Source organism: Pseudomonas parasichuanensis, from assembly GCF_021601385.1.
Lineage (GTDB): Bacteria > Pseudomonadota > Gammaproteobacteria > Pseudomonadales > Pseudomonadaceae > Aquipseudomonas > Aquipseudomonas parasichuanensis.
The window spans coordinates 32,820-55,293 of sequence record NZ_BQHO01000036.1; the positions used below are offsets into that span (position 1 = coordinate 32,820).

Annotated in this window: 23 protein-coding genes; 8 read left to right on the forward strand and 15 right to left on the reverse strand. The window is 68.1% G+C overall.

Annotated elements, in window-relative coordinates; all coding sequences use genetic code 11:
* Positions 1–208 precede the first annotated feature (208 nt).
* From L6D77_RS22920 to gspG, 8 genes are all read right to left on the reverse strand, one after another.
* Positions 209–1,348 carry a substrate-binding domain-containing protein gene (locus tag L6D77_RS22920; RefSeq protein ID WP_232884053.1) on the reverse strand — a complete coding sequence of 380 codons (1,140 nt, stop codon included), beginning with the start codon at positions 1,346–1,348 and terminating at the stop codon, positions 209–211.
* A gap of 372 nt (positions 1,349–1,720) precedes the next feature.
* Positions 1,721–2,923 (reverse strand): type II secretion system inner membrane protein GspF, encoded by a 1,203-nt coding sequence (gene gspF, locus L6D77_RS22925; protein WP_232884054.1) that lies wholly within the window; start codon positions 2,921–2,923, stop codon positions 1,721–1,723.
* Complete coding sequence (gspE, locus tag L6D77_RS22930; RefSeq protein ID WP_232884055.1) at positions 2,923–4,347, reverse strand: type II secretion system ATPase GspE; 1,425 nt, start codon at positions 4,345–4,347, stop codon at positions 2,923–2,925. Before gspE ends, gspF begins: the two co-directional genes overlap by 1 nt.
* Positions 4,344–6,719 carry a type II secretion system secretin GspD gene (gspD, locus tag L6D77_RS22935; RefSeq protein WP_232884056.1) on the reverse strand — a complete coding sequence of 792 codons (2,376 nt, stop codon included), beginning with the start codon at positions 6,717–6,719 and terminating at the stop codon, positions 4,344–4,346. The genes gspE and gspD overlap by 4 nt, the downstream gene beginning before the upstream one ends.
* Positions 6,716–7,240, reverse strand: a complete 525-nt coding sequence (gene gspM / locus L6D77_RS22940; RefSeq protein ID WP_232884057.1) for a type II secretion system protein GspM — start codon at positions 7,238–7,240, stop codon at positions 6,716–6,718. The genes gspD and gspM overlap by 4 nt, the downstream gene beginning before the upstream one ends.
* Positions 7,230–8,192: a type II secretion system protein GspL gene (gene gspL, locus L6D77_RS22945; RefSeq protein ID WP_232884058.1), complete on the reverse strand. Its 963-nt coding sequence runs from the start codon at positions 8,190–8,192 to the stop codon at positions 7,230–7,232. Before gspL ends, gspM begins: the two co-directional genes overlap by 11 nt.
* Complete coding sequence (gene gspK, locus L6D77_RS22950; protein WP_232884059.1) at positions 8,189–9,157, reverse strand: type II secretion system minor pseudopilin GspK; 969 nt, start codon at positions 9,155–9,157, stop codon at positions 8,189–8,191. The genes gspL and gspK overlap by 4 nt, the downstream gene beginning before the upstream one ends.
* A gap of 3 nt (positions 9,158–9,160) precedes the next feature.
* Positions 9,161–9,607 (reverse strand): type II secretion system major pseudopilin GspG, encoded by a 447-nt coding sequence (gene gspG, locus L6D77_RS22955; RefSeq protein ID WP_232884060.1) that lies wholly within the window; start codon positions 9,605–9,607, stop codon positions 9,161–9,163.
* A 148-nt stretch (positions 9,608–9,755) separates the two neighbouring features.
* On the opposite strand from gspG, the gene gspI reads away from it, so the two are divergent.
* Positions 9,756–10,142 (forward strand): type II secretion system minor pseudopilin GspI, encoded by a 387-nt coding sequence (gene gspI / locus L6D77_RS22960; protein WP_232884061.1) that lies wholly within the window; start codon positions 9,756–9,758, stop codon positions 10,140–10,142.
* Positions 10,143–10,144: 2 nt separating this feature from the next.
* Here gspI and L6D77_RS22965 read toward each other — a convergent pair whose 3' ends face one another.
* Positions 10,145–10,576, reverse strand: a complete 432-nt coding sequence (locus L6D77_RS22965; protein WP_232884062.1) for a general secretion pathway protein GspC — start codon at positions 10,574–10,576, stop codon at positions 10,145–10,147.
* A gap of 118 nt (positions 10,577–10,694) precedes the next feature.
* On the opposite strand from L6D77_RS22965, the gene L6D77_RS22970 reads away from it, so the two are divergent.
* Positions 10,695–11,138 carry a prepilin-type N-terminal cleavage/methylation domain-containing protein gene (locus tag L6D77_RS22970; protein WP_232884063.1) on the forward strand — a complete coding sequence of 148 codons (444 nt, stop codon included), beginning with the start codon at positions 10,695–10,697 and terminating at the stop codon, positions 11,136–11,138.
* Positions 11,135–11,758, forward strand: coding sequence for a PulJ/GspJ family protein (locus tag L6D77_RS22975; protein ID WP_232884064.1), 624 nt, complete (start codon positions 11,135–11,137; stop codon positions 11,756–11,758). The genes L6D77_RS22970 and L6D77_RS22975 overlap by 4 nt, the downstream gene beginning before the upstream one ends.
* Positions 11,759–11,851: 93 nt before the next feature.
* Here the strand turns inward: L6D77_RS22975 and L6D77_RS22980 are convergent, their stop codons facing one another.
* From L6D77_RS22980 to L6D77_RS22990, 3 genes are read right to left on the reverse strand one after another with little or no spacing between them, the layout of a single operon-like run.
* Entirely contained in the window at positions 11,852–12,760 is a 909-nt protein-coding gene (locus L6D77_RS22980) for a FecR family protein (RefSeq protein ID WP_232884065.1), read from the reverse strand.
* A 40-nt stretch (positions 12,761–12,800) separates the two neighbouring features.
* Entirely contained in the window at positions 12,801–13,343 is a 543-nt protein-coding gene (locus L6D77_RS22985) for an RNA polymerase sigma factor (protein WP_232884066.1), read from the reverse strand.
* A complete protein-coding gene (locus tag L6D77_RS22990; protein ID WP_232884067.1) occupies positions 13,340–13,999 on the reverse strand; it encodes an STN domain-containing protein in 660 nt (219 codons plus the stop codon). Before L6D77_RS22990 ends, L6D77_RS22985 begins: the two co-directional genes overlap by 4 nt.
* A 135-nt stretch (positions 14,000–14,134) precedes the next feature.
* On the opposite strand from L6D77_RS22990, the gene L6D77_RS22995 reads away from it, so the two are divergent.
* The 5 genes from L6D77_RS22995 (at position 14,135) to L6D77_RS23015 (ending at position 18,873) form a co-directional block, all read left to right on the forward strand.
* Positions 14,135–14,437: a hypothetical protein gene (locus tag L6D77_RS22995; RefSeq protein ID WP_232884068.1), complete on the forward strand. Its 303-nt coding sequence runs from the start codon at positions 14,135–14,137 to the stop codon at positions 14,435–14,437.
* Between the two features lie 260 nt (positions 14,438–14,697).
* Positions 14,698–16,197, forward strand: a complete 1,500-nt coding sequence (glcD, locus tag L6D77_RS23000; protein ID WP_236170173.1) for a glycolate oxidase subunit GlcD — start codon at positions 14,698–14,700, stop codon at positions 16,195–16,197.
* Positions 16,197–17,243 carry a glycolate oxidase subunit GlcE gene (gene glcE, locus L6D77_RS23005; RefSeq protein ID WP_232884070.1) on the forward strand — a complete coding sequence of 349 codons (1,047 nt, stop codon included), beginning with the start codon at positions 16,197–16,199 and terminating at the stop codon, positions 17,241–17,243. The genes glcD and glcE overlap by 1 nt, the downstream gene beginning before the upstream one ends.
* A gap of 9 nt (positions 17,244–17,252) precedes the next feature.
* Positions 17,253–18,482, forward strand: a complete 1,230-nt coding sequence (gene glcF, locus L6D77_RS23010) for a glycolate oxidase subunit GlcF (protein WP_232884071.1) — start codon at positions 17,253–17,255, stop codon at positions 18,480–18,482.
* On the forward strand, positions 18,475–18,873 hold the full coding sequence (locus L6D77_RS23015; protein WP_232884072.1) for a heme-binding protein: 399 nt from the start codon (positions 18,475–18,477) through the stop codon (positions 18,871–18,873). The genes glcF and L6D77_RS23015 overlap by 8 nt, the downstream gene beginning before the upstream one ends.
* Before the next feature lie 24 nt (positions 18,874–18,897).
* On the opposite strand, the gene L6D77_RS23020 is transcribed toward L6D77_RS23015, so the two are convergent.
* From L6D77_RS23020 to L6D77_RS23030, 3 genes are read right to left on the reverse strand one after another with little or no spacing between them, the layout of a single operon-like run.
* Entirely contained in the window at positions 18,898–20,433 is a 1,536-nt protein-coding gene (locus L6D77_RS23020) for a DHA2 family efflux MFS transporter permease subunit (RefSeq protein ID WP_232884073.1), read from the reverse strand.
* Positions 20,430–21,623 carry an HlyD/EmrA/EmrK family protein gene (locus L6D77_RS23025; RefSeq protein ID WP_232884074.1) on the reverse strand — a complete coding sequence of 398 codons (1,194 nt, stop codon included), beginning with the start codon at positions 21,621–21,623 and terminating at the stop codon, positions 20,430–20,432. The genes L6D77_RS23020 and L6D77_RS23025 overlap by 4 nt, the downstream gene beginning before the upstream one ends.
* Before the next feature lie 30 nt (positions 21,624–21,653).
* Positions 21,654–22,127: a MarR family winged helix-turn-helix transcriptional regulator gene (locus L6D77_RS23030; RefSeq protein ID WP_232884075.1), complete on the reverse strand. Its 474-nt coding sequence runs from the start codon at positions 22,125–22,127 to the stop codon at positions 21,654–21,656.
* Positions 22,128–22,474 lie beyond the last annotated feature (347 nt).

Sequence of the window (22,474 nt, forward strand, 5' to 3'; positions counted from 1 at the left end):
TGCTATAAGTCCTTTTTCTGGCCAAACGCGAAGAGAAGAACGCATGGCGCGGGCGCACATGCTGGCTTTACGACATAGGCGGTTGCAGGCGCTGCGGACCGAACCTTTGTCATGCAAAGTTCATCCGCGCTCAACGGCGCTGAAACGCAAAAGTCGGTAACGGCGCGAGCCGTTACCGACGAGGTGTAGCAACAGCGTGAAGGGTTGCTTACAGCGGACGACCTTGGGCGTTGCAGACGCTGGTGTTGTTCACGCCCAGTGCACCGGACTGGTTGCCGAACTGCAGGCGCACGGCGTTTTTCCAGGCATTGTTCAGCGGGATCAGCTTCATGGCGGTGATGGCGGCATCGTTGTTGGCGGTCAGGCCGTAGTGGCGGCCGATGAAGTCACGGATGCTGCTGCCGTCGGTGGCGTCCTGGTAGCACTGACCGAAGATCAGGTTGGTGTAGGCAACCATGGAGTAGCCGCTGGTTGGGTTAGGCAGAACCGGCGCCCATTTGGTGGGGTCGGCACGGTCGGCAGCGGTGGCTGGCGGGTTGACCGACGACAGCGCGGTAACCACGTTGCCAACGGTTGGCAGCAGGCCGTTGACGCGAGCGACCTTGGCATTGTTGGTGGCATCCACGTCCTCTGGGCCAACGTAGCCGATACCGCCTTCGGTGCTGTTGGCGGCAGTGGCCATGGCCGAGCTGCTGGCAACGGCGGTGAAGGTGGCGGGCTCGGCACCCACCTGGGCGGTGGTGAAGGTGCTGCTGACGCCGAACTGAGTCGGGCAGATGCTGTTCAGGTGGCGCGAAAGGATTTCCGAGGTGCCGCTGCTGCCGCTGCGGTAGAACACCTTGATATCGGTGGCTGGGTAGTTGGCGTTGATCTGGTTCCACTTGGTGACCGAACCCGCGAAGATCGAGCACAGCTGGGCGCTGGTCAGGTTCAGGTCGGTCACGGCGTTGCCGTCAGTGCCGGTCAGCTTGTACGGCACGGTGACCGAGGTAGCGGCCGACGGGATCTGGATCAGCGGGCCCCACTTGTTGGCCGCGTCGTTGCCGGCGCTGTTGTGAGCGGTGTTATAGGTGCTCAGTTCGGCGGCGGACAGTACCGAGTCGCTACCGGCGAAGTCGACGGTCACACCCGACTTGTTGATGTCGGCGGCCACGTTGCCGAGGAAGGCCGATTTGCCCTTGCCGCTGCCAACACCGGTGTAGGTGTCGAAGCCAGCACCCAGGACGCCTGGGGTGGTGTACAGGCCTTGCGGCAGCGTGGCGCCGCCACCCACGACCGCTGCCATCGATTGAGCCGAAGCCAGTGCGGCAACAGCCATGGAGGCTGCGATCATAGTGCGCTTGAACATGAAGAATCTCCTTTCATCGTGTCGTTACGTTGAGTGTCAACCACCTGTGCATGACGCCCGGGCGCCGGGCCAACCCTTGATCCAGAGGGCTTGGCGTCCGGTCCGCGAGATAGAAGTTCGCAGGTTGGGGTGACAGGGAAGGGAAAAAATCTCGGGAGGTTGGCAGGTAAATTCATCGGGTGTCAGGGTGCTTGAAAACGCCGAAAACCTGATTTTTGTGGCAGCGGGCTTGCCCCGCGATCAGGCCATCGCAAGGCGAGCCTGCTGCCACGTTAGATTGGCCAGCTATCGGGATATGTCTGCAAGGTGACCCGAACCCCCGAACTCAACCGACTTTGCACTCGGGAGCCTTGGCCCCGGGCAAAAAAAATTTCACTGCACCAGCTGGTTGATCTCGATGATCGGCAGCAGCACGGCCATGACAATCACCAATACCACCGCGCCCATCACCACGATCATCAGTGGCTCGAGCAGCGCGGTCATGCCCATGGCCCGGCGCTCGATGTCCTTGGCCAGGCTCTGGGCGGCGCGGTCGAGCATCGGTGGCAGGTTGCCGGTCTTCTCGCCGCTGGCGATCAGGTGGATCAACAGCGGCGGGAAGGCTTTTTCCGCCGCCAGCGCCGTGGCCAGGCCAACCCCTTCGCGCACCCGCGCGGTGGCCTGTTCGACGGCACGGTCCAGGCAGTCGTTGCCCAGGGTCTGGCGCGCCGCCTCCAGCGCCCGTAGCAACGGCACCCCGGCGCTGCCGAGGATCGCCAGGGTGGAGGCAAAGCGCGCGGTGTTCAGGCCCAGCACGAAACGGCCGAACAACGGCAGGCGCAGGATGCGCCGATGCCAGGCCAGGCGCGCCGCCGGCTTGCGCAGGTACAGGCGCCAGCCCCACAGGCCTGTTGCCAGCCCGGCGAAGCACAACGCCCCCCAGGCGCGCACGAAATCGCTGGCATTGAGCATGGCCAGGGTCAGCCCCGGCAGGTCCTGGCGCGCCTGGGTGAAGGCGCTGACCACCTGCGGCACCACATAGCTGAGCAGGAAGATGACGATGCCGATCGACACCAGGCCGACCACGCCGGGGTAGATGAACGCGGTGAGGATCTTGCCGCGCAGGGTGTTGCGGTCCTCGATGTAGTCGGCCAGGCGCTCCATCACCTGGGCCAGGTCACCGGACTCCTCCCCCGCCGCCACCAACGCCCGGTAGATCTCGGGGAAGTCCCGGGGCCGCTCGGCCAGGGCTTCGGCCAGGCGCATGCCGCTGCGCACGTCGGTGCGCACGGCGCCGAGCACCTGGGCAATGTGCTTGCGCTCGGCCTGCTCCAGGGTCGCGCCCAGGGCCGCTTCCAGCGGCAGGCCAGCGGCCAGCAGGCTGGCCAGCTGGCGGGTCAGCCAGGCCAGGTCGCCGTCGCTGAGCTTGGCGCCGAACAGGCCACCGGCCGCTGCCGGGCGCTGCAGTTCGACGCGCAGGGCCACCAGGCCCATGCCGCGCAGCTGCTGCATCACCGCGGCGGGGCTGTCGCCTTCGAGCACGCCGCTGGCCAGGCGGCCCTGGGCGTCGGCGGCTTCGTAGTGGTAGCGGTTCATCAGGCGTCCCGGGTGACACGAAGGATTTCTTCGCGGCAGGTACTGCCGCTGTCGATCCAGCGCTGGCCGTCCTCGCGCATGCTCAGCATGCCCGCCAACCGCGCCTGGGCGCGCAGCGCCTGTTCGTCGGCGCCCTGGTGGATCAGGCTGCGGATGGCATCGTCCAGGCAGAACAGCTCATGGATGCCGGTACGCCCGCTGTAGCCGCTGTGGTTGCAGGCCGCGCAGCCGACCGGGCGGTACTGCCCCGGCAACGCCGGGTCGGGCTGGCGGCAGTGCACGCACAAACGCCGCACCAGGCGCTGGGCCAGCACCCCCAGCAGCGCCGAGGCCAGCAGGAACGGCTCGACGCCCATGTCGATCAGGCGGTTGACCGCCGACACTGCGTCGTTGGTGTGCAGCGTGGCCAGCACCAGGTGCCCGGTGAGCGAGGCCTGCACGGCGATCTGCGCGGTTTCCAGGTCGCGGATCTCGCCGATCATGATCACGTCCGGGTCCTGGCGCAGGATCGCCCGCAGGGCCACGGCGAAGGTCATGTCGATGCGTGCGTTGACCTGGATCTGGCTGATGCCGGCCAGGTCGTACTCCACCGGGTCTTCGACGGTGAGGATATTGCTGACGCTGGCATCCAGCCGGGCCAGGGCGGCATACAGGCTGGTGGTCTTGCCGCTGCCGGTGGGGCCGGTGACCAGCACGATGCCGTGGGGCTGGCGGATCAGGCCGTCGAGGCGCGCCAGCAGCGCCGGGGCCATGCCCAGGGTTTCCAGCTGCAGGCGCCCGGCCTGTTTGTCCAACAGGCGCATCACCACCCGTTCGCCATGCCCGGTGGGCACGGTGGAGACGCGGATATCGATCGGCCGCCCGGCCACCCGCAAGGCGATGCGGCCGTCCTGGGGCAGGCGCTTTTCGGCGATGTCGAGCTGGGCCATGATCTTGATCCGCGACACCAGCGCCGCGTGCAGGCCCTTGCGTGGCGAGACCACGTCGCGCAGGGTGCCGTCGACCCGGTAGCGCACCACCGAATGGTGCTCGAACGGCTCGATGTGGATATCGCTGGCCTCATCGCTCGCCGCCTGGGTCAGCAAGGCGTTGATCATACGGATCACCGGCGCGCCGTCCTGGGTGTCGAGCAGGTCGGTGACCTCGGGCATGTCCTGCATCAGGCGGTCGAGGTCGACCTCGTTTTCTGCAGCACCCACCACCGCGGCGGCACTGCCGGTGTCGGCGTAGGCACTGGTGAGCAGGCGCTCGAAGGCGTCTTCGTTCAGTTGCGCATGGGCCTGCTCGCCGAACTGGCGGCGCACTTCGGCCAGGGCCCAGGCCGGGGTCGCGGTGCTGCTGTGCAGCAGCACCCCGTCTGCACCTGGCTCGGCCAGCAGCACCAGGCGCTGGGCTCGCGCCCAGGCATACGGCAGGCGGCTCACCGCGCCACCCCGCCCTCGTTGCCGGGCTCCGCGCGGGCCGCCGCGCGCGGCGTGGCAGCGGGGATGCCCTGCTCGACCGGCGGCAGCAGCGGCATGTCCATGTCCGGCACCGCCCAGTTGCGCTCAGGCTTGAGCTGGCCCTGGGCACGGCGGATGAAGTCGTAGCGGTTCAGGGTGATGCCACGCCCCACCGCGGCATCGCGGATGATGTAGGGGCGCAGGAACACCATCAGGTTGGTCTTGTTGCTTTGGCGCCGCTCGTAGCGAAACAGCGCGCCCACCCCCGGCAGGCTGGACAGCCACGGGATGCCTTCGTTGCTCTGGCTGTAGCCATCCTGCAGCAGGCCACCCAGCACCATGATCTGCCCGTCGTCGAGCAGGATGCTGGTGTCGATGGCGCGCTTGTTGGTGACCGTGCCGGCGGCGCTGGAGGCGCGTTGGTCGACGCTGCTGACTTCCTGGTAGATGTCCAGTTTGACCGTGCCACCCTCGGAGATCTGCGGCCGCACATTCAGCTTCAGGCCCACCTCTTCGCGCTGGATGGTCTGGAACGGGTTGTTGCTGTTGCCGCCGCCGTCGGTGACGTACTGGCCGCTGACGAAGGGGATGGTCTGGCCGACGAAGATACTCGCCGCCTCGTTGTCCAGGGTCAGCAGGTTGGGCGTCGACAGCACGTTGCTGCCGCCCTTGCTGTTGAGCGCCCGGGCCAGCACCTTGAGGTCGAGCACCTCGCCCACCCCGGGGATTTTCACGGTGCCGTCGACCAGGCCCACGCTCAGCCCCTGTGGCAGGGCGTCGAGGCTGGTCTTGGCCCCGCTCACCAGGCCCGAGCCGCCCAGGTTGGCGCCACCGAACACACCATTGCCGCCGAGGTTGCCGGCCTGCCACTGGATGCCGAATTCGTTGGCCAGGTCTTCGCCCACCTCGACGATCAAGCTCTCGATCACCACCTGGGCGCGGCGCTGGTCGAGCAGGTCGATGACCTCGCGCAGGTTGCGGTACAGCGGGTCGGGCGCGGAAATCAGCAAGGTGTTGGTGGTGGCGTCGGCCTGCAAGGTCACGCCACCGGCGGCGAACGCAGTGCCTTCGTCGTTGCCCGCCTTGCCGTTGCCATAGCCGTTGCCTTGGCTGGCGCCCAGCGCCTGGTTTTGGCTGGCCGAGCTGCTGTTGCCGGCCGAGCGCGGGGTCTGGTTGGTGGCATTGAGGTTGCCGTTGGCGCCGTTGCTGTTGCCGCCCAACATGCCACCGCCGCTCAGCATTGCCCGCGCCTGGTCGCCCTGGCCGCTGTCGCTTTCACCGGTGAGCAGGCCGCGCAAGGTCTGGGCCAGCTTGCCGGCCTGGGCGTTGCGCAGGTACACCACATGCAGGTTGCTGGGGTTGTTCTGTTCGTTGTCGAGTTTGTAGATCAGTTCGCGGGCCAATTGAGTGCGTTCGGGGCTGCCGGCGCGAATGATCACGCTGTTGGAGCGCGGGTCGCCGATCACGCTGATCTTCTGCGTCGGGTCGCTGCCCTGGCTGTCGAGCAGTTCGCCGACCATGGCCGCGATATCGCTGGCGATGCCGTTCTGGATCGGCACCACGTCGGTGTCGATGGCGCTGGGCACATCGATGCTGTCGAGCAGTTGCGCCACACGGTCGAGGTTCTCCGCGTAGTCGGTGACCACCACCGTGTTGTTGCCGGGGTAGGCGGTGATCGGGTTGTTGGCGGCCACCAACGGGCGCAGCACCGGGATCAGGTTGACCGCGTTCTCGTAACGCAGGCGGAAGGTGCGGGTGAGCATGCCATTGCCGGCATCGCGGTCGGCCGGGTTGATCGCCCCACCGAGCTGCTTGGCATCGGCCTCGGGCACCACCTGGCTGACCCCGCCGACGTCGACCACGCTGAAGCCCTGCATGCGCAGCGCCGCCAGCAGCATGCCGTAGGCGCGCCGGGCCGGGACTTCGCCCTCGGTGACCAGGGTGAGCTGGCCCTTGACCCTGGGGTCGACCAGGAACTGGCGCCCCGTGGCGCGCGCCAGCGCCCGCACCACGGCCTGGATATCGGCGTCGACGAAGTTCAGCTGCACCGGTTGCTCGCCCAGGGCGGGGTTGCTGGCCGGATTTGCGGCGCTGCTGTGGGGCGTGGCACGGGTGGCCTGGCGCCGCGGTGGCGTGCGTTCATGCTTGGCCTGGGCCTGCAGTCGTTGCCGCTCCAGAGCAGTGTCGCCTGCGGGCACGGTGGCCAACGGGCGGCCCAGCTCGCTGCTGGCCATGGTTGCAGGTGGGTAGGCCTGCTGCTGGCTGCAGGCGCCGAGCGCCAGTGCCAGCGCCACGGCCAGCGGCGCGCGCGTCAGGCCCCGGCGCGACGCCGTGGGCAGTACTGTGCGGGTCATGGGGAATCCTTAGCGCCGAGCGCGTGGTGCAATCGAAAAGTGCCGGAAAGGGTTGCCGGGGCCTCGGGGCTGCTCAGCGGGTCGCGCTGCAATTGCGCTTCGGCCACGCTCAGGCCCTGCCTGGCCGGGCCCTGGAGCATCCAGGCCAAGGCCGTGTCGGCGGGGGCCTGGTGCCAGGTCAGCTGCCAGCCGTCCGGGACTTGCTGCAGCTGCACGTAGGTGTGCAGCTGCGCATGCTCAAGGCTCTGCTGCAGCGCCAACGGGCCTTCGCTGGCAGTCACGGCACGTGGCACCTGGGCCAACAGTTCGTCCAGGGCGCGGGCCTGGCTGCGCAACTTGGACGTTTCGGCCTGCCAGTGGGCAATACGCACCAGCGGCGGCTCGATGAACAGCAGCCACAGCAGGGTGACGGCCAGTACCGCCGCCACCAGGCCCAAGGCGCGCCGTTCGCGGGGGGCCAGGGCGCGCCAGGCACCAAGGCCTTGTGCACGCCATTGCCTGAGCGACTGGTCAATGCGCATCCGCCACCTCCTGGCCCACAGGCTGGGCCAGGGCACGCAGCGTCCAGCGCTGGCCACTGGCCTGGGCCTCGACGCCCTGGCCGCCCAGCGCGGCCTGCCAGCTATCGGCGGGCGTGGGCTGGGCGTCTTCGGCCAGCTCCAACACCAGGCTGTCGGCGTTGTAGTCAATGCGTTGCACCGCCCCGGCCAGGAACGGCATGGCCGCCCCCGCCGCCTGGGCCAGGTGTTCGAAGCCAATGCCTTGACCCGCCTGGCTGGCAGCGGCCTGCAGTTGCTGGCGCACCTGCTGCAGGGGGTTGATGATTGTCGGTAGCTGGGGAAAAGCGTGACGCACCTGGGCCTGCATCTGCTGGCGCAACTGCTGACCTTCGGCGGCCAACTGGCCGGCCACAAGGTTCAGGCCCAGCACCCAGACGAACACGGCGGCAGCTACGCAGGCCATCGCGCGCCCCCAGCCCTGGGCGCTGGCCTGGCCGTTGCGCAAGCCGCCCTGCAGCCCGCAACTTGGCAGCGTGACGGCCTCTGCCCCGGCCTCGGGCCACGGATGCACCGCCCGCCAGCGCAAACCAGCCTGCTGCGACCAGGCGCCGAAGCTGTGCAGCGCCGGCAGGCCGACCCAGGCCACCTCGACCTCGCCGTCGGCTGCCCGTGGGCCGTGGGCGATATGCAGGTGTGCGCTGTCGCCCAGCACCAGGCCCTGGGCTGCGCACCGCACCGCATCACCGAGCCGCGCCGCCGGCAACGGCGGCAGCTGGATGCAGGTATGCACTGCGTCCTGGGGGTCGAGCAAGGCGATCAGCACCCGGCCTTTACCCAGTTTCGCCAGCTCAGCCGCAGGCGCCGCCCCACGCGCCTCGACCAGGCCTGCGCGGTCGAGCAGCAGGTAGTCGAGGGTTGCGCTTTGCCCAAGCGCCTGCAACGGCGGCACTGTCACCCGCAGTTGCCCGCTCATGCGCCCACCCGCGACCAGATCACCCGTGGCAAGCCGGTCTCGCCCACGTGCAGCAGCGCCTCGAGCCTTACCGCGCGGGCCATGGGCAAGGTCTGCCCCTGCAGGCGGAACCAGTCGCTGGTGATGCCGACTTCGACGCTTTCCAGCACCAGGTGCGGCATGTGCAGGCGGTTGACGAAATCGCCACGGTTGACGAACCAGTGCCCGCCATCGCGCTCGGCCACCAGGCCATGGGCCTTCTGCAGGCTCAGGCCGGGCACCTGGGCGGCGAGCACTTCGGCGGCGGCGGTGTTGCCGTTGACCCAGGTGTTGGCCGGCAACACGGTCACGAAGGGCAGCAGGCGCTGCAGGCTGGCGGCGTCCATGCCTGGCACCTCGGCCAGCTGGCGCACCTCGCGCAGCATCGGCAAGCGCGGCGGCAGCACCCGGGCCTCGGCGCCGGGCGAGGTGTCGCGGCCACTGTCGAACGCCTGCGAGCCGGGCTGTGCCTGGCTGCGCCGTGGGTAGCCGTCGATCACCCGCGCAATCACGGCCCCCGCCAATGCCGGGCGCAGTTCGAGCAGCTCGAACAGGCGTTGCAGGCTGGCCTGGGCACGGGGGTCGGGTTGGTCCTCATAGACCAGGTTGCGCAGGTTGAACTTGCCTTGCTCGTCCTCCAGCACGCCCTGGAACTGGCCGCCACGGGTGCCCACCGGTAGCCCGCCGATCGGCTGCGCCCAGCGCTGGCCGCGGCGCACCAGCGGGTCGGCCTTGCGCTGGTCGGCCAGCAGGAAACGGCTCCAGTCCAGCCCAGCCTGCAGCACCGCGGCACCTTCGGCGCGGCGTTGCTGGTTTTCCAGCTGGCGGGTGAACAGGCTTTGCTGGCTGAGCATGCTGCCGGCCAGTACCGCCACCAGCGCTGCGATCAGCAACGCACTGACGATTGCCATGCCGCGCTGGCGCGGCCGTGCAATGACCCGGCGCATGCTTCAGAGCTGCCAGGAGCCGATATCGGCGTTGACGCCGTCGCCATCGGCCTGGCCGTCGGCACCCAGGGTGAACACGTCGACTTCGCCATTGGCGCCTGGGTTCAGGTACTGGTAAGGCTTGCCCCACGGGTCGTTGGGCAGGCGTTCCAGGTAGCTGCGCCAGGTGCCCGGCTTGGCCTGGGCGGGCTTTTCCACCAGCACCTTGAGGCCGTCGTTCTGGGTCGGGTAGCTGCCATGGTCGAGGCGGTACAGCTTGAGCGCCTGCATCAGCCCGGCGATGTCCTGGCGGGCGGCGGTGGCCCGTGCCTGGTCGGGGCGGTCGAGCACCTTGGGCACCACCATGGCGGCCAAAATCCCGAGGATCACCACCACGACCATGATCTCGATCAGGGTGAAGCCCCCTTGGCGAGCGTGGCGTACAGGCAGCGGCGGGCGGGCGATCTGCATCTCGGCATTCCTTGCGTGAGTTCGATTCGGCGCCGATGATGGCAAAGGGATATGTCAGGGGTATTGAAAATCCTCGGGTGTTCGCTTCGCCAGACCGTCACGACCGCCAGGCAGCATGGGCGCTTGCCCTGCCCGCCCGAGGACTTGCATGCGCGCGCGTCGACAACGTGGTTTCACCCTGATCGAAGTGCTGGTGGCGCTGGCCATCGTCGCCGTGGCCATGGCCGCCGCGGTGCGTGTGGCCGGCCTGATGACCCAGGGTAACGGGCTGCTGCGCGATCGCTCGCTGGCGTTGCTGGCGGCGCAGAATCGGCTGGCCGAGCTGCGCCTGGGCAGCCCGCTGCAGGCAGGTCTGCAGCGCTTTGCCTGCGACCAGGGGCGCCTGCGCCTGCGTTGCGAGCAAACCGTTGGCAACGGCCCGCGCGACGGGTTGTGGCGGGTGCAGGTTCAGGTGTTCGACAGCAGCCGGGATGTACCGGCGCTGGCCAACCTGGAAAGCTGGATTGCGCCGCTGCGCAAGGGGCAGCCGCTTTAAGCTCAAGGCTGGGTAAGCGGCGCCAGTTCCGGCGTTCCCGCCAGGCGGGCGATCGCTACCTGACTGTGCACGCCGCCCTGCAGCAGGGTCAGGCCCTGCCCGTCGATGGCAACCACCGACACCCCGCGCGCCAAGGTTTCACCCACCCGCACCGCCCGCGACGGCGCACCATTGACCGAGAGGATCGCCACCGGCCCGCGCCCGGTGTCGAGCACGCCGCTGACACTGACCTCGATCTGCGCCGGGCGGTTGGCAAACCATTGTGCCGCCGCTGGCGCGGCCACGGCCTGGGCTGTGACTGGCGCCGCCGGCAACACCTGCTCGGCCGGCGCCAGCAGACGCGAGGCCCAGAACGCGGCCCCCAGCAGGGCGCCGAGCACACCGGCGAGCTGAACGATGGAAGGCAATGCCGGCGGCTTGAGCGCTAATGCCATGGACGGATCTCCCTGTAGTCCCAGGCCCGAGCATAAACCGCAGAGTTCACGCTTTTATTTCACACAGCGATCATCTTTACCCGGCACGCTGGGCACACCTGCAGGAGTTCACGTGCACATGGACCGTTTTTCTCGTCAAACCGGCTTTACCCTGATCGAACTGATGGTGGTGCTGGTGATCGTCGGCATCGCCAGCGCCGCCATCAGCCTGAGCATCCGCCCCGACCCGGGCAAGGCCCTGCGCGCCGATGCCGAGCGCCTGGCCCAGGTGCTGCAGGTCGCCCACAGCGAAGTACTGGCCGACGGGCGCAGCCTGTACTGGCAGGCCGACCGCGACGGCTATCGTTTCGTGCGCGAAGGCGAGGTGCTGCACGACGATGGCCCGCTGCGCCCGTGGCGTTGGCAGGCCGCACCGGTCAGCGTGCAGGGGCTTTCCCGGCGCGGGTTGCCGATCAGCGCCGAGTGGCTGGGCGAACCGCTGCGCCTGGTGCTGGCCAGCGGCGCGTTGCGTATCGACGTGCTGCGCGATGCCGCGGGCCAGGTGGAGGTACGCCAGCCATGAAGCGCCGACAAGCGAGCGGTTTTACCCTGATCGAAGTGATGGTGGCGATCCTCTTGATGGCGATCGTCAGCCTGGTGGCCTGGCGTGGGCTGGACAGCGTCAGCCGCGCCGACCAGCACCTGAGCAGCAGCACCGCGCAGACCCGGGCGTTGATGCGCGTGCTGGGCCAACTGGAACGGGACCTGGCGTTGCGCGCGACCACCGAGCTGAGCGAGCCGCCGCTGCCGGGCAGCGAACCGGCGCCGGACAAACCGCTGCCGGCCATGAGCCTCAAGCATGACGCGCGCACGGGGGCGCAGCTGGAGGTGATTCGCACCGGTGCCGATGGCAGTGGCTTGCAGCGTGTGCGCTGGTGGCATGAGGGCGGCACGCTGTACCGCGCCAGTGGTGCGGTGCGCTCGCGTTTTCCGCTGCCCGCGCCCAAGGGGCGGGTGGCGGTGCTCGAACAGGTCAGTGAATTTGAAATGCGCTATTGGGCACCGGGCAAGAGCTGGCGACAGCTGGAGGGGCAGCGCGAGGATGATCCACGCGGGCTGGAGCTGAGCCTGGTTCATCAGGGGCCGCTGGGGGCGGAGCGTTATCGGCAGGTGCTGGGGCCGTTTGAAGGGGGGCCGCGCTAGGTGGGCACTGGGGTTTTGCCAGGGGATCGAGGGAGGCTGCCAGGTGCTTGGCGGTGTTTTTGCAGCGCTCTTGAGATCGAGCGCCGCCCCACCTCAACTGATCAAGATCACCCCACCCGGCAACTCGGTACAGCGCGCGCCATAGGCATCGCGGATCAGCCCAGCCACCCCCGGCAACTGCGCCAGGGTAAAGCGCGCCTGCACCTTGCGCCGGCCAAGGCTCGGATTGAGCAGCACCAGCATGCCCGGCCGGTAGCGGTTGATTTCGTCGATCACCCGCGCCAGGGGCGCATCATGGAACACCAGCAACTGCTCACGCCAGGCCATCACCTCAAGGGCGTCGAACGCTTGCGGCTGGCCGACCTGATTCGGGTCGTACACCAGCTGCTTGCCGCTGTCGAGCAGTTGGCTGCGCCCCCGCCACTGCAGGCGTACCTGCCCGGCCAGGCAGCTCAGGCATACGCGGTCGCCCTCCTGACGCAGGTTGAACCAGGCCAGTTGCGCGCTGAGCAACGCCCCACCGGCCTGGACCTGCATCGGCGCGCTGGCCTTGACCTGCAACTCGCCTTCCAGCAGGTGCAGCCCGCTCTCGCCCTGCACGCTGACGCGGGTCTGGGTATTGAGTTCCAGGTCGATGCCCTGGGCCAGCTGCACATGGCGTTGCTCACCAACTGCCGTCTGCAGGTCGGCGCTGGGGCCACCCAGCAGGCCGCCACCACGCACGAGCACCCACGCGGCCGAGGCGGCGATGGCGCCACCGAGCAAGGCCCGTCGGCGAAAGCTGCGCAGCGGCACCACCTGGCTGGCCTGAAGCGCGGCGGGCTCGAGTTGCCGCCACAGGCGGCAGACAGCCTCGAACGCCTCGGCATGTTCCGGGCTCTGCGCACACCAGGCGCGCAAGGCGCGCCCGTCGGCCACGGTGGCGCGCCCGGAGGTCAACAGCAACAACCAGTCCTGGGCCTGGCTGTGCAGGCTGGAATCGGGCAAAGGATGGGGTGTCATGGTGTCGACGGCCTGCCGTGAAGTTTCTGCTGTGTATTGATCAAGACGGTTTTCCCGCACCGGGACCGAACCGCTGGATGACTTTTCTTTGCAGACGGTTGGCACAGTGGGTCAGCGCGGCCTTCAGTTCCTTCTCGACCATGCGCGTGGAAATGCCGAAACGCTCGGCGATTTCCAGGTGCGGCGACTCCTCCAGGCGTGCGGCGATGAAGATCCGCCGGCGCCGGCTGGGCAGCTCGTAGAGTGCCCCCAGCAGCGACTGCAACTCCTTCTGCCCGCCGACGATGCGCGCCGGGTCCTGGTCCTCGCTGACCTGCAGCAGCGCTTCGATCTCGCCACCGGTGAGCAGCCGCGCGTCGGCCTGACGGCGGTCGGCGGCGATGTTCAGCGCCATGCGGTACAGGTAGGCGTCGGGCTTTTGCACCTGCGGCGCGCTGTCCATGCGGTCGACGCGCAGGTAGGTTTCGTGCAGCACGTCGCAGGCCAGGTCGTCGGAGCCCAGCCGCCGCTTGAGGCGCAGCTTGAGCGCGTCGTACGAGTCCAGGAACAGCCTGGCCAAGGCGGTATCGCGTGGTTTGTTCATACCGCCGAAGCTCCTTGCGTGGTCATACAATCGCTATCCATTGTCGATGTGCCCGGACGCAAGAGCAGCGTTACCGGCTGGGCCAGCGCCCCCGGCGGCTGCCGGGCCAGGCGCAGCGCCCGCAGCGCTTCAATCAGCGCCGTGTCGCGCGGCAGTTCACCGGTGCTGGCCAGCAACCGCGTCTGCACCACCCGCCCCTGCATGTCGATCCACAGCTGCAAGGCCGCGCGGTAGCCGCCCGGGCGGGTCAACGGCGAACGGCACAAGGCATGTTCCACCGCCTGCTGGATGGCCAGTGCGTAGCTGCCGGCCGCCGGTGCAGCCACCGGTTGCCTGCCTGGCTGACGCGGTGGCAGGCGCATGGGCTGCACGGTGAACGCTTGCGCCGAACTGTAGTGCGCCTGCAGGCCAGTCCCTTCGAGCAGCCGCCGCAGCCCATCACGGGCGGTGAAACGGCCTTGCAACGGCATCGACCGTCGCCCCACGGTCAACTCGCGGTCGACCAGCACCGCCATCGTGCTTTGCCGACCGAAGGCATGCAGCGCCTGGTCCAGCGGTTGCGCCGGGACATCGAAGTCGATCAGGCTGGCCGCTTGCGCCCAACTGGCTACCGCGCAAACGAGCAGCACGACGAGGCAGGCAAGGCTCTGGCGCAACCCGGCGTCTCCGCGAAAAACGTCATCCTCGCCGCTGAACATGAATCTGGTATGACAGCCTATGGCCATCAAAGCTTCACCCCCGGTGTGGCCCCGCGAAGCTAGACTGCAGGCTCATCGCCCAGGAGAACGCCCATGAAACCACTGCCGCTGCTGATCGCTGCGCTGCTGCTGGCAGGTACCGCCCAGGCCGAGGACAAGGCCTGCGTCGATGTGCAGGTCGGCCAGGCCCGTGCGCTGGCCTATGACTGCCTGACCCGTCAGTTGCAGAACAGCAACGCCAACAAGGCCGCCGAGCTGAACCGCCAGGCACAGCAGTTCGACGTGACGCGCCAGCCGCCCAATCGGTTGGGGGTGTTCAACCAGTCGGCGACCAGCGTGCGCATGGGCAATACGTTTGGTACATCGGCGCAGCCCCAGCGACCGGCGACGCCTTGAAGGGGTTGTGCGCCTGACTTGAGACAGGGTTGGGCTGGCAGGTGCATGGCGAGAGATGTGCAGCGCTCTTGAGATCGAGCGCCGCAAAACTTCGGCAAGCACCTGGCCGCCCTTACCCTATTCCACGGCATACCCCTCACCCCTCCCCCCTGACTACACTAGGACCAGCCGCCAAGCCACTCGACTGCGCCCCCAGGGCGCGCAGTCTGGTGGCGTGAATGCTTTATCGGACAACAACAAGACTCCGCCGAGTGAGCCGCATGAACATCCTTTACGACGAGCACATCGATGGACCGTTGCCGGTCGTGGACAAACCCGCGTTGCTGCAAGCCCTGCACGACGCCCTGCCCGACCTTGAGATCCTCCACCGCAGCGAAGACCTCAAACCCTACGAATGCGACGGCCTGTCAGCCTACCGCACGGTGCCGCTGCTGGTAGTGCTGCCCGAGCGCCTGGAGCAGGTGCAGGCCCTGCTGCGACTCTGCCACCAACGCGGCGTACCCGTGGTGGCACGCGGCGCCGGCACCGGGCTATCCGGCGGCGCGCTGCCGCTGAGCCAGGGCATCCTGCTGGTGATGGCGCGCTTCAACCGCATCCTTGAAGTCAACCCGCAGGGGCGTTTCGCCCGGGTCCAGCCCGGGGTGCGCAACCTGGCGATCTCCCAGGCGGCGGCACCGTTCGGGCTGTACTACGCACCCGACCCGTCTTCGCAGATCGCCTGCACCATTGGTGGCAATGTCGCCGAAAATGCTGGCGGCGTGCATTGCCTGAAGTACGGCCTGACCGTGCACAACCTGCTCAAGGTGGACATCCTCACGATCGAGGGCGAGCACCTGGTGCTGGGCAGCGATGCCCTCGACAGCCCGGGCTTCGACCTGCTGGCATTGTTCACCGGCTCCGAAGGCATGCTCGGCATCGTCACCGAGGTAACCGTCAAGCTGCTGCCCAAACCCCAGGTGGCACGGGTGCTGCTGGCCAGCTTCGACACGGTCGAAGGCGCCGGCCGCGCGGTGGCCGACATCATCGCCGCCGGCATCATCCCCGGGGGCCTGGAGATGATGGACAACCTGGCGATCCGCGCCGCCGAGGACTTCATCCACGCCGGCTACCCGGTGGACGCAGCGGCGATCCTGTTGTGCGAGCTCGATGGCGTGGAAGCCGATGTGCAGGACGACTGCGCGCGGGTCGACGCCCTGCTGCGCCAGGCCGGCGCCAATGACGTGCGCCTGGCCTGCGACGAGGCCGAGCGCGTGCGCTTCTGGGCCGGGCGCAAGAACGCCTTCCCGGCGGTGGGGCGCATTTCGCCGGACTACTACTGCATGGACGGCACCATCCCCCGCCGTGAACTGCCGCGGGTGCTCAAGGGCATCAGCGAATTGTCCGCGCAGTACGGCCTGCGGGTGGCCAACGTGTTCCACGCCGGCGATGGCAACATGCACCCGCTGATCCTGTTCGACGCCAACCTGCCGGGCGAGCTGGAACGGGCCGAAGCCATCGGTGGCAGGATCCTCGAACTGTGCGTGGCAGTGGGCGGCAGCATCACCGGCGAACACGGGGTGGGCCGCGAGAAGATCAACCAGATGTGCGCCCAGTTCAACAGCGACGAGATCACCCTGTTCCATGGAGTGAAGGCCGCCTTCGACCCGCAGGGCCTGCTCAACCCCGGCAAGAACATCCCCACCCTGCACCGCTGCGCCGAATTCGGCGCGCTGCACGTGCACCACGGCCAACTGCCCTTCCCCGACCTGGAGCGCTTCTGATGGGCTGCGACATCAGCCAGGACCTGCTGGAGCAGGTCAATCAGGCACTGAACCTGGGCACACCGCTGCGCATCCAGGGCGGCAACAGCAAGGCCATGCTCGGGCGCCCGGTGGCCGGCGAGATCGTCGACACCTGGGGCCACCACGGCATCGTCAGCTACGACCCAACCGAGCTGGTCATCACCGCCCGCGCCGGCACACCGCTGGTGGAAATCGAAGCCGCACTGCACCAGGCCGGGCAGATGCTGCCCTGCGAGCCACCGCACCTGGGGCCAGGGGCCACGCTCGGCGGCATGGTCGCGGCGGGGCTGTCCGGGCCACGGCGGCCCTGGGCCGGGGCGGTGCGCGACTATGTACTGGGCACGCGGCTGATCACCGGCCACGGCAAGCTGCTGCGCTTTGGCGGCGAGGTGATGAAGAACGTCGCCGGCTACGATGTGTCGCGCTTGATGGCCGGCAGCTTCGGCTGCCTGGGGCTGCTCACCGAAGTGTCGCTGAAGGTACTGCCCCGGCCACGCCAATGCCTGAGCCTGTGTTTGCCGATGGACAGCCGCCAGGCCTTGGCCGCACTGGCAGAGTGGGGCCAGCAGTCGCTGCCGATCAGTGCCGCCTGCCATGACGGTGAAGCGCTCTACCTGCGCCTGGAGGGTGGCGAAGGCTCGGTGCGTTCGGCCCGCGAGCGGTTGGGTGGCGACACCGTGGACAACCGGGTGTGGAGCGACCTGCGTGAACAGCGCCTGCCGTTCTTCGACGCCCCGGCGCCGCTGTGGCGCTTGTCGCTGCCCAACAACAGCCCCTGGCTCGACTTGCCGGGGCGGCAATTGATCGACTGGGGCGGCGCGCAACGCTGGCTCACGTCCACTGCACCGGCGCAAGCGATTCGTGAGCAGTTGGCCAGGGTCGGCGGCCATGCCACCGCCTATACGCCCGGCGATGACAGCACAGCACCGCTGCCGGCGGCACTGATGCGCTACCACCAGGCACTGAAACGGCAACTCGACCCCCAGGGTATCTTCAACCCTGGCCGCCTTTACCCGGACCTGTGAGGCCACGCCATGCAAACCCACCTGAGCGATGCCGCCAAGCAACTGCCCCGCGGTGAAGAGGCCGAAAGCATCCTGCGTTCCTGCGTGCACTGCGGCTTCTGCACGGCCACCTGTCCCACCTACCAACTGCTTGGCGACGAGCTGGACGGACCGCGCGGGCGCATCTACCTGATCAAGCAGGTGCTCGAAGGCGAGCCGGTGACCGCCAGCACCCAGCTGCACCTGGACCGCTGCCTGAGCTGCCGCAATTGCGAGAGCACCTGCCCCTCGGGGGTCAAGTACCACGACCTGCTGGACATCGGCCGCGCCGTGGTCGAACAACAGGTGCCGCGCCCGCTGGGCCAGCGTCTGCTGCGCGCAGGCCTGCGCGCCGTGGTGCCGAACCCGGCCGCGTTCAAGGCCCTGGCCAAGGTCGGCAAAACCCTCAGGCCGCTGCTGCCGAACGGCCTCAAGGCCAAGTTGCCTGCCCATGCGCACGACGCCGGCCGGCGCCCGGCACCCCGCCACCCACGCCGCATACTGCTGCTCGAAGGCTGCGTGCAGCAGGCACTGTCGCCCAACACCAACGCCGCCGCCGCGCGCCTGCTGGACCGCCTCGGCATCAGCGTCGAGCCGGCCCGTGAGGCCGGCTGCTGCGGCGCCGTGGACTATCACCTGGATGCCCAGGCGCAAGGCCTGCAACGCGCCCGGCACAACATCGACGCCTGGTGGCCGGCCATCGAAGCCGGCGCCGAAGCCATCGTGCAGACCGCCAGCGGCTGCGGCGCCTTCGTGCGCGACTATGGCCAGCTGCTCAAGGACGATGCGCGCTACGCCGCCAAGGCTGCCCGGGTCAGCGCCCTGGCCCGCGACCTGGTGCAGTTGCTGCAGGGCGAGCCGTTGGAGCAGCTGGGGCTGTGCACCGAACAGCGCCTGGCCTTCCATTGCCCCTGCACCCTGCAGCACGCGCTAAAACTCGGCGGCGCCGTGGAAAGCCTGCTGACCCGCCTGGGTTTCCACCTCACCCGCGTGCCCGACGGTCACCTTTGCTGTGGCTCGGCGGGCACTTATTCCCTGACCCAGCCTGCGCTGTCGCGCCAGCTGCGCGACAACCGCCTGGCGGCCCTGGAAAGCGGAAAACCTGCGATCATCGCCACCGCCAATATCGGTTGCCAGCTCCACCTCGACGGCGCTGGCCGCACGCCGGTACGGCACTGGATCGAAATTGTCGATGACGCCCTGGAGGCACCCCATGCATAGCAAACCCGTACTCGACCAGGCGGACGTCGCCCGGCTGCTCGCCGCCGCCCGCCAGCACGCCCAGGCCCAGCAGTGGCCGGTGACCATCGCCGTGGTCGACGACGGCGGCCACCCGCTGGCCCTGGAGCGCCTGGACGGCTGCGCCCCGGCCAGTGCCTACATCGCCATGGAGAAGGCCCGCACCGCAGCACTGGGCCGCCGGGAATCCCGCGACTACGAGCAGATGGTCAATGACGGGCGCACCGCTTTCGTCACCGCGCCGCTGCTCACCAGCCTGGAAGGTGGTGTGCCGCTGCGGGTGGAGGGCCAGGTGGTCGGTGCGATCGGTGTGTCGGGCGTCAAGTCGGGGCAGGATGCCGAGGTGGCCAAGGCCGGGGCGCAGGCGCTGTAACGCCGCCACCCCAGCCTTGCCGGCTCAATGCCCTGCCGACGCCGGGCCGGCCTTGGCCGTGAACGGTGGCTTGGCCAGCCACACCAGCAGGATCAAGCCGGCGAACACCCAGGTCAGCAGGGTGAAGTAGTCCACCGTCGACATCATGTAGGCCTGGCCGTTGAGCATCTGCTCCAGCTGCGCATAGCTCTGCGGGTTGGCCCCGCCCAGCTGGTCGAGGGCGTGGCGGGTGGCCGGGTCGAAGGTACTGAGGTTTTCGCTCAGGTAGGCATGGTGCTGGTCGGCGCGGCGGATCCAGATCCAGGTCGTCAGCGAGGCGGCGAAACTGCCGCCCAGGGTACGCAGGAAGGTGGCCAGGCCCGAGCCATCGGCGATCTGGTGCGGCGGCAGGTCCGACAGCAGGATGCTCAGGGTGGGCATGAAGAACAGCGCCACGCCGATGCCCATGAACAGCTGCACCAGGGCGATATGGGTGAAGTCCACTTCGTTGGTGAAACCGGCGCGCATGTAGCAGCTGGTGCCGATGGCCAGGAAGGCGATGCCGGCCAGCAGGCGCAGGTCGAAGCGGTGCGCGTACTTGCCCACGAACGGCGACATGAGCACCGGCAGCAGGCCGATCGGCGCCACTGCCAGGCCCGCCCAGGTGGCGGTATAGCCCATCTGCGTCTGCAGCCACTGCGGCAGGATCAGGTTGATGCCGAAGAAGGCCGAGTAGCCGCCCACCAGCACGACGGTGCCGATGCGGAAATTGCGGTGCACGAACAACCGCAGGTTGACCACCGGGTGACGGTCGGTGAGTTCCCAGATGATGAAGACCGCCAGGAACACCACCGATATCAGCGTGCCGATGACGATGAACGAGGACTCGAACCAGTCCAGGTCGTTGCCCTTGTCCAGCACCACCTGCAAGGCGCCGACGCCGACGATCAGGGTCAACAAACCGATGTAGTCCATCGGCTGGCGGCTGGTGACCACCGGCCGCGTGCGCATCTGCTGGCGCACCACGGCGGCGGCAAACAGGCCGATCGGGATGTTGATGAAGAAGATCCAGGGCCAGCTGTAGCTGTCGGTGATCCAGCCGCCGAGTATCGGCCCGGCTATCGGCGCCACCACCGTGACCATCGCCAGCAGCGCCAGGGCCATCCCCCGCTTCGCCGGAGGGTACACAGCGATCAGCAAGGTCTGGGTCATGGGATACAGCGGGCCGGCGACCACGCCCTGCAACACGCGAAAACCGACCAGTTCGGGCATCGACTGGGCGACGCCGCAGAGGAACGAGGCCAGCACGAACAGCAAGGTGGCCCAGATGAACAGCTTGACCTCACCGAAACGGCGGCTCAGCCAGCCGGTGAGCGGCAAGGCGATGGCGTTGCTCACCGCGAACGAGGTGATCACCCAGGTGCCTTGCTCATAGCTGACGCCGAGGTTGCCGGAGATGGTCGGCAACGCCACGTTGGCGATGGTGGTGTCGAGCACCTGCATGAAGGTCGCCAGCGACAGGCCGATGGTGGTCAGCAGCAGGCTCGGCGGGGTGAACTGCGCGGGGGCCGCCTGGCTCATCGCTGCGCCGTCTTGCCGCTGGCGCTGTTGTCGTGGATCAGCCGGGCGATCAGGTTGTCGGCCTCGACCAGCTGGCGGTCATACACCTGGGTGCTGTAGCTGGCCTGCTGCGGTGGCTGCTGGGCCAAGGCCGGGCCGCTCTGGTCGTGCAGGTCGACTTCGGCGACGGTGGACAGGCCGATGCGCAGCGGATGGTCTTTCAGTTGCTCGGGGTTCAGGTGGATGCGCACCGGCACCCGCTGGACGATCTTGATCCAGTTGCCGGTGGCGTTCTGCGCCGGCAGCAGGGCGAAGGCGCTGCCGGTACCGGCGCCCAGGCTGTCGACGGTGCCGCTGTATTTCACTTCGCTGCCATACAGGTCGGCGGTGATCTGCACCGGCTGGCCGATGCGCATGTCGCGCAGCTGGGTTTCTTTGAAGTTGGCGTCGATCCACACCTGGTCCAGCGGGATCACCGCCATGGTCGCGGTACCGGGCTGCAGGCGCTGGCCCAGTTGCACGGTGCGCTTGGCCACGTAGCCGGTGACCGGCGCCACCAGGATGGTACGGGCGTGGTCGAGGTAGGCCTGGCGCAGGTCGGCGGCGGCGGCCATCACTTCCGGGTGCGACGAAACCACGGTGTCGTCGATCAGCGCGGTGCTGGTGTTGAGCTGCTGGCGCGCGCTGTTGACGGCGGCCTCGGCGACGGCCAGGTCGTCACGGGCGTGGGCGATCTCTTCCTGGGCGATGGCGCCGCTGTCGGCCAGCACCTTGCGCCGGTTGTAGTTCTGCTGGGCCTTCTGCAGCTCGGCCTGGCGGGTGGCCACTTGCGCCTTGAGCGCATCGACGTTGCTGTACAGCCCGCGCACCTGGCGCACGCTGCGCGCCAGCTTGGCCTCGGCGGACTGCAGGGCGACCTCGCTGTCGGCCGGGTCGAATTGCAGCAGTACTTGCCCGGCCTGCACCAGGTCGCCGTCATCGGCGCCAATGCTGGTGACGGTGCCGCTGACCAGGGGGGTGATTTGCACGACGTTGCCGCTGACGTAGGCGTCGTCGGTGCTTTCGTGCCAGCGCCCGAACAGGCTGTACCAGGCCCAGGTGGCGGCCCCGGCGAGGATCAGTAGCAGCAGCAGACCCAGCAGCCAGGCCTTGCGTTTACGCGTGTTGTCGGGCGCGGCAGCTGGGGTGGAGGTGTCAGCGGGAGTGGCCATGACAATACCTTGGAGAATGCGTGACAGGGATCAACGATCGCCGAAGCGGCGGATCGTCAGGGGGTCGCCGGCGCTGAGCAGGACTTTCGCGAGCAGGCTTTCGAGGGTTTTCAGCTCGTCAGGCTGCAGCACGCCGACCAGTTCGTTCATCGCTGCCGCGCCAACCTGGGGCAGGCGGTCGGCCAGGCTTTGGCCCTCGGCGCTGAGTGCCAGGCGCACCTGGCGGCGGTCTTCGGGGCAGCGGTTGCGCAGGATCAGGCCTTTCTGTTCGAGGCGGTCGAGCATGCGGGTCATCGAGCCGCTGTCCAGGCCCAGGTAGCGGCACAGCTCGGCTGGGGTGTCGACCTGGTACTGGGTGACGATGATCAGCACCTTGAACTGTGCGGCGGTGACGCCGTGGGCCTCCAGGTGCCAGTCGAGGATGCGGTCCTTGAGGATGGCGGCGCGGCCGAGCAGCATGCCGATGGCGCAGGTTTGGAAGTTTTCCGGGGTGAAATGGGGCATCGGGGCTTGCTCGGGTAATTGTGTGTAAATATTACTGCCTAGGCAGGGAATGTCAAAGCATTGATTAGGGTGCTAAGTACAATTTCATTTTGAGGGGTTCGGGTTCGGGTTCGGGTTCGGGTTCGTGTTCGGGTTCGGGTTCGGGTTCGGGTTCGGGGCTTAGTGTGTTTGTTTTTGTAGATGTATTCGCATTCGGCGGCGATGGCGACTTTTAGTCACCTTTCCGCCCTTACGGCGGGTTACTTTGGTCGTGGCCAAAGTAACCAAAGCCGTTCGCTCCCATCATACGGCCCCTGCGCTGCGCTCCGGGGTCCCCTCGACTCCGGCGCCTTCCGGGCCCGCGCGGC

Bases quoted from the DNA above. Each gene is read 5' to 3' on its own strand.
- gspL (WP_232884058.1), bottom strand. From the start codon at position 8,192: ATGAGCGGGCAACTGCGGGTGACAGTGCCGCCGTTGCAGGCGCTTGGG.
- glcF (WP_232884071.1), top strand. From the start codon at position 17,253: ATGCAAACCCACCTGAGCGATGCCGCCAAGCAACTGCCCCGCGGTGAA.
- L6D77_RS22985 (WP_232884066.1), bottom strand. From the start codon at position 13,343: ATGAACAAACCACGCGATACCGCCTTGGCCAGGCTGTTCCTGGACTCG.
- L6D77_RS22965 (WP_232884062.1), bottom strand. From the start codon at position 10,576: ATGGCATTAGCGCTCAAGCCGCCGGCATTGCCTTCCATCGTTCAGCTC.
- glcE (WP_232884070.1), top strand. From the start codon at position 16,197: ATGGGCTGCGACATCAGCCAGGACCTGCTGGAGCAGGTCAATCAGGCA.
- L6D77_RS23020 (WP_232884073.1), bottom strand. From the start codon at position 20,433: ATGAGCCAGGCGGCCCCCGCGCAGTTCACCCCGCCGAGCCTGCTGCTG.
- glcD (WP_236170173.1), top strand. From the start codon at position 14,698: ATGAACATCCTTTACGACGAGCACATCGATGGACCGTTGCCGGTCGTG.
- L6D77_RS22975 (WP_232884064.1), top strand. From the start codon at position 11,135: ATGAAGCGCCGACAAGCGAGCGGTTTTACCCTGATCGAAGTGATGGTG.
- L6D77_RS22970 (WP_232884063.1), top strand. From the start codon at position 10,695: ATGGACCGTTTTTCTCGTCAAACCGGCTTTACCCTGATCGAACTGATG.
- gspK (WP_232884059.1), bottom strand. From the start codon at position 9,157: ATGCGCCGGGTCATTGCACGGCCGCGCCAGCGCGGCATGGCAATCGTC.
- L6D77_RS23030 (WP_232884075.1), bottom strand. From the start codon at position 22,127: ATGCCCCATTTCACCCCGGAAAACTTCCAAACCTGCGCCATCGGCATG.
- L6D77_RS22980 (WP_232884065.1), bottom strand. From the start codon at position 12,760: ATGACACCCCATCCTTTGCCCGATTCCAGCCTGCACAGCCAGGCCCAG.
- gspM (WP_232884057.1), bottom strand. From the start codon at position 7,240: ATGCGCATTGACCAGTCGCTCAGGCAATGGCGTGCACAAGGCCTTGGT.
- gspF (WP_232884054.1), bottom strand. From the start codon at position 2,923: ATGAACCGCTACCACTACGAAGCCGCCGACGCCCAGGGCCGCCTGGCC.
- gspD (WP_232884056.1), bottom strand. From the start codon at position 6,719: ATGACCCGCACAGTACTGCCCACGGCGTCGCGCCGGGGCCTGACGCGC.
- L6D77_RS23015 (WP_232884072.1), top strand. From the start codon at position 18,475: ATGCATAGCAAACCCGTACTCGACCAGGCGGACGTCGCCCGGCTGCTC.
- L6D77_RS23025 (WP_232884074.1), bottom strand. From the start codon at position 21,623: ATGGCCACTCCCGCTGACACCTCCACCCCAGCTGCCGCGCCCGACAAC.
- gspI (WP_232884061.1), top strand. From the start codon at position 9,756: ATGCGCGCGCGTCGACAACGTGGTTTCACCCTGATCGAAGTGCTGGTG.
- L6D77_RS22995 (WP_232884068.1), top strand. From the start codon at position 14,135: ATGAAACCACTGCCGCTGCTGATCGCTGCGCTGCTGCTGGCAGGTACC.
- L6D77_RS22920 (WP_232884053.1), bottom strand. From the start codon at position 1,348: ATGTTCAAGCGCACTATGATCGCAGCCTCCATGGCTGTTGCCGCACTG.
- gspG (WP_232884060.1), bottom strand. From the start codon at position 9,607: ATGCAGATCGCCCGCCCGCCGCTGCCTGTACGCCACGCTCGCCAAGGG.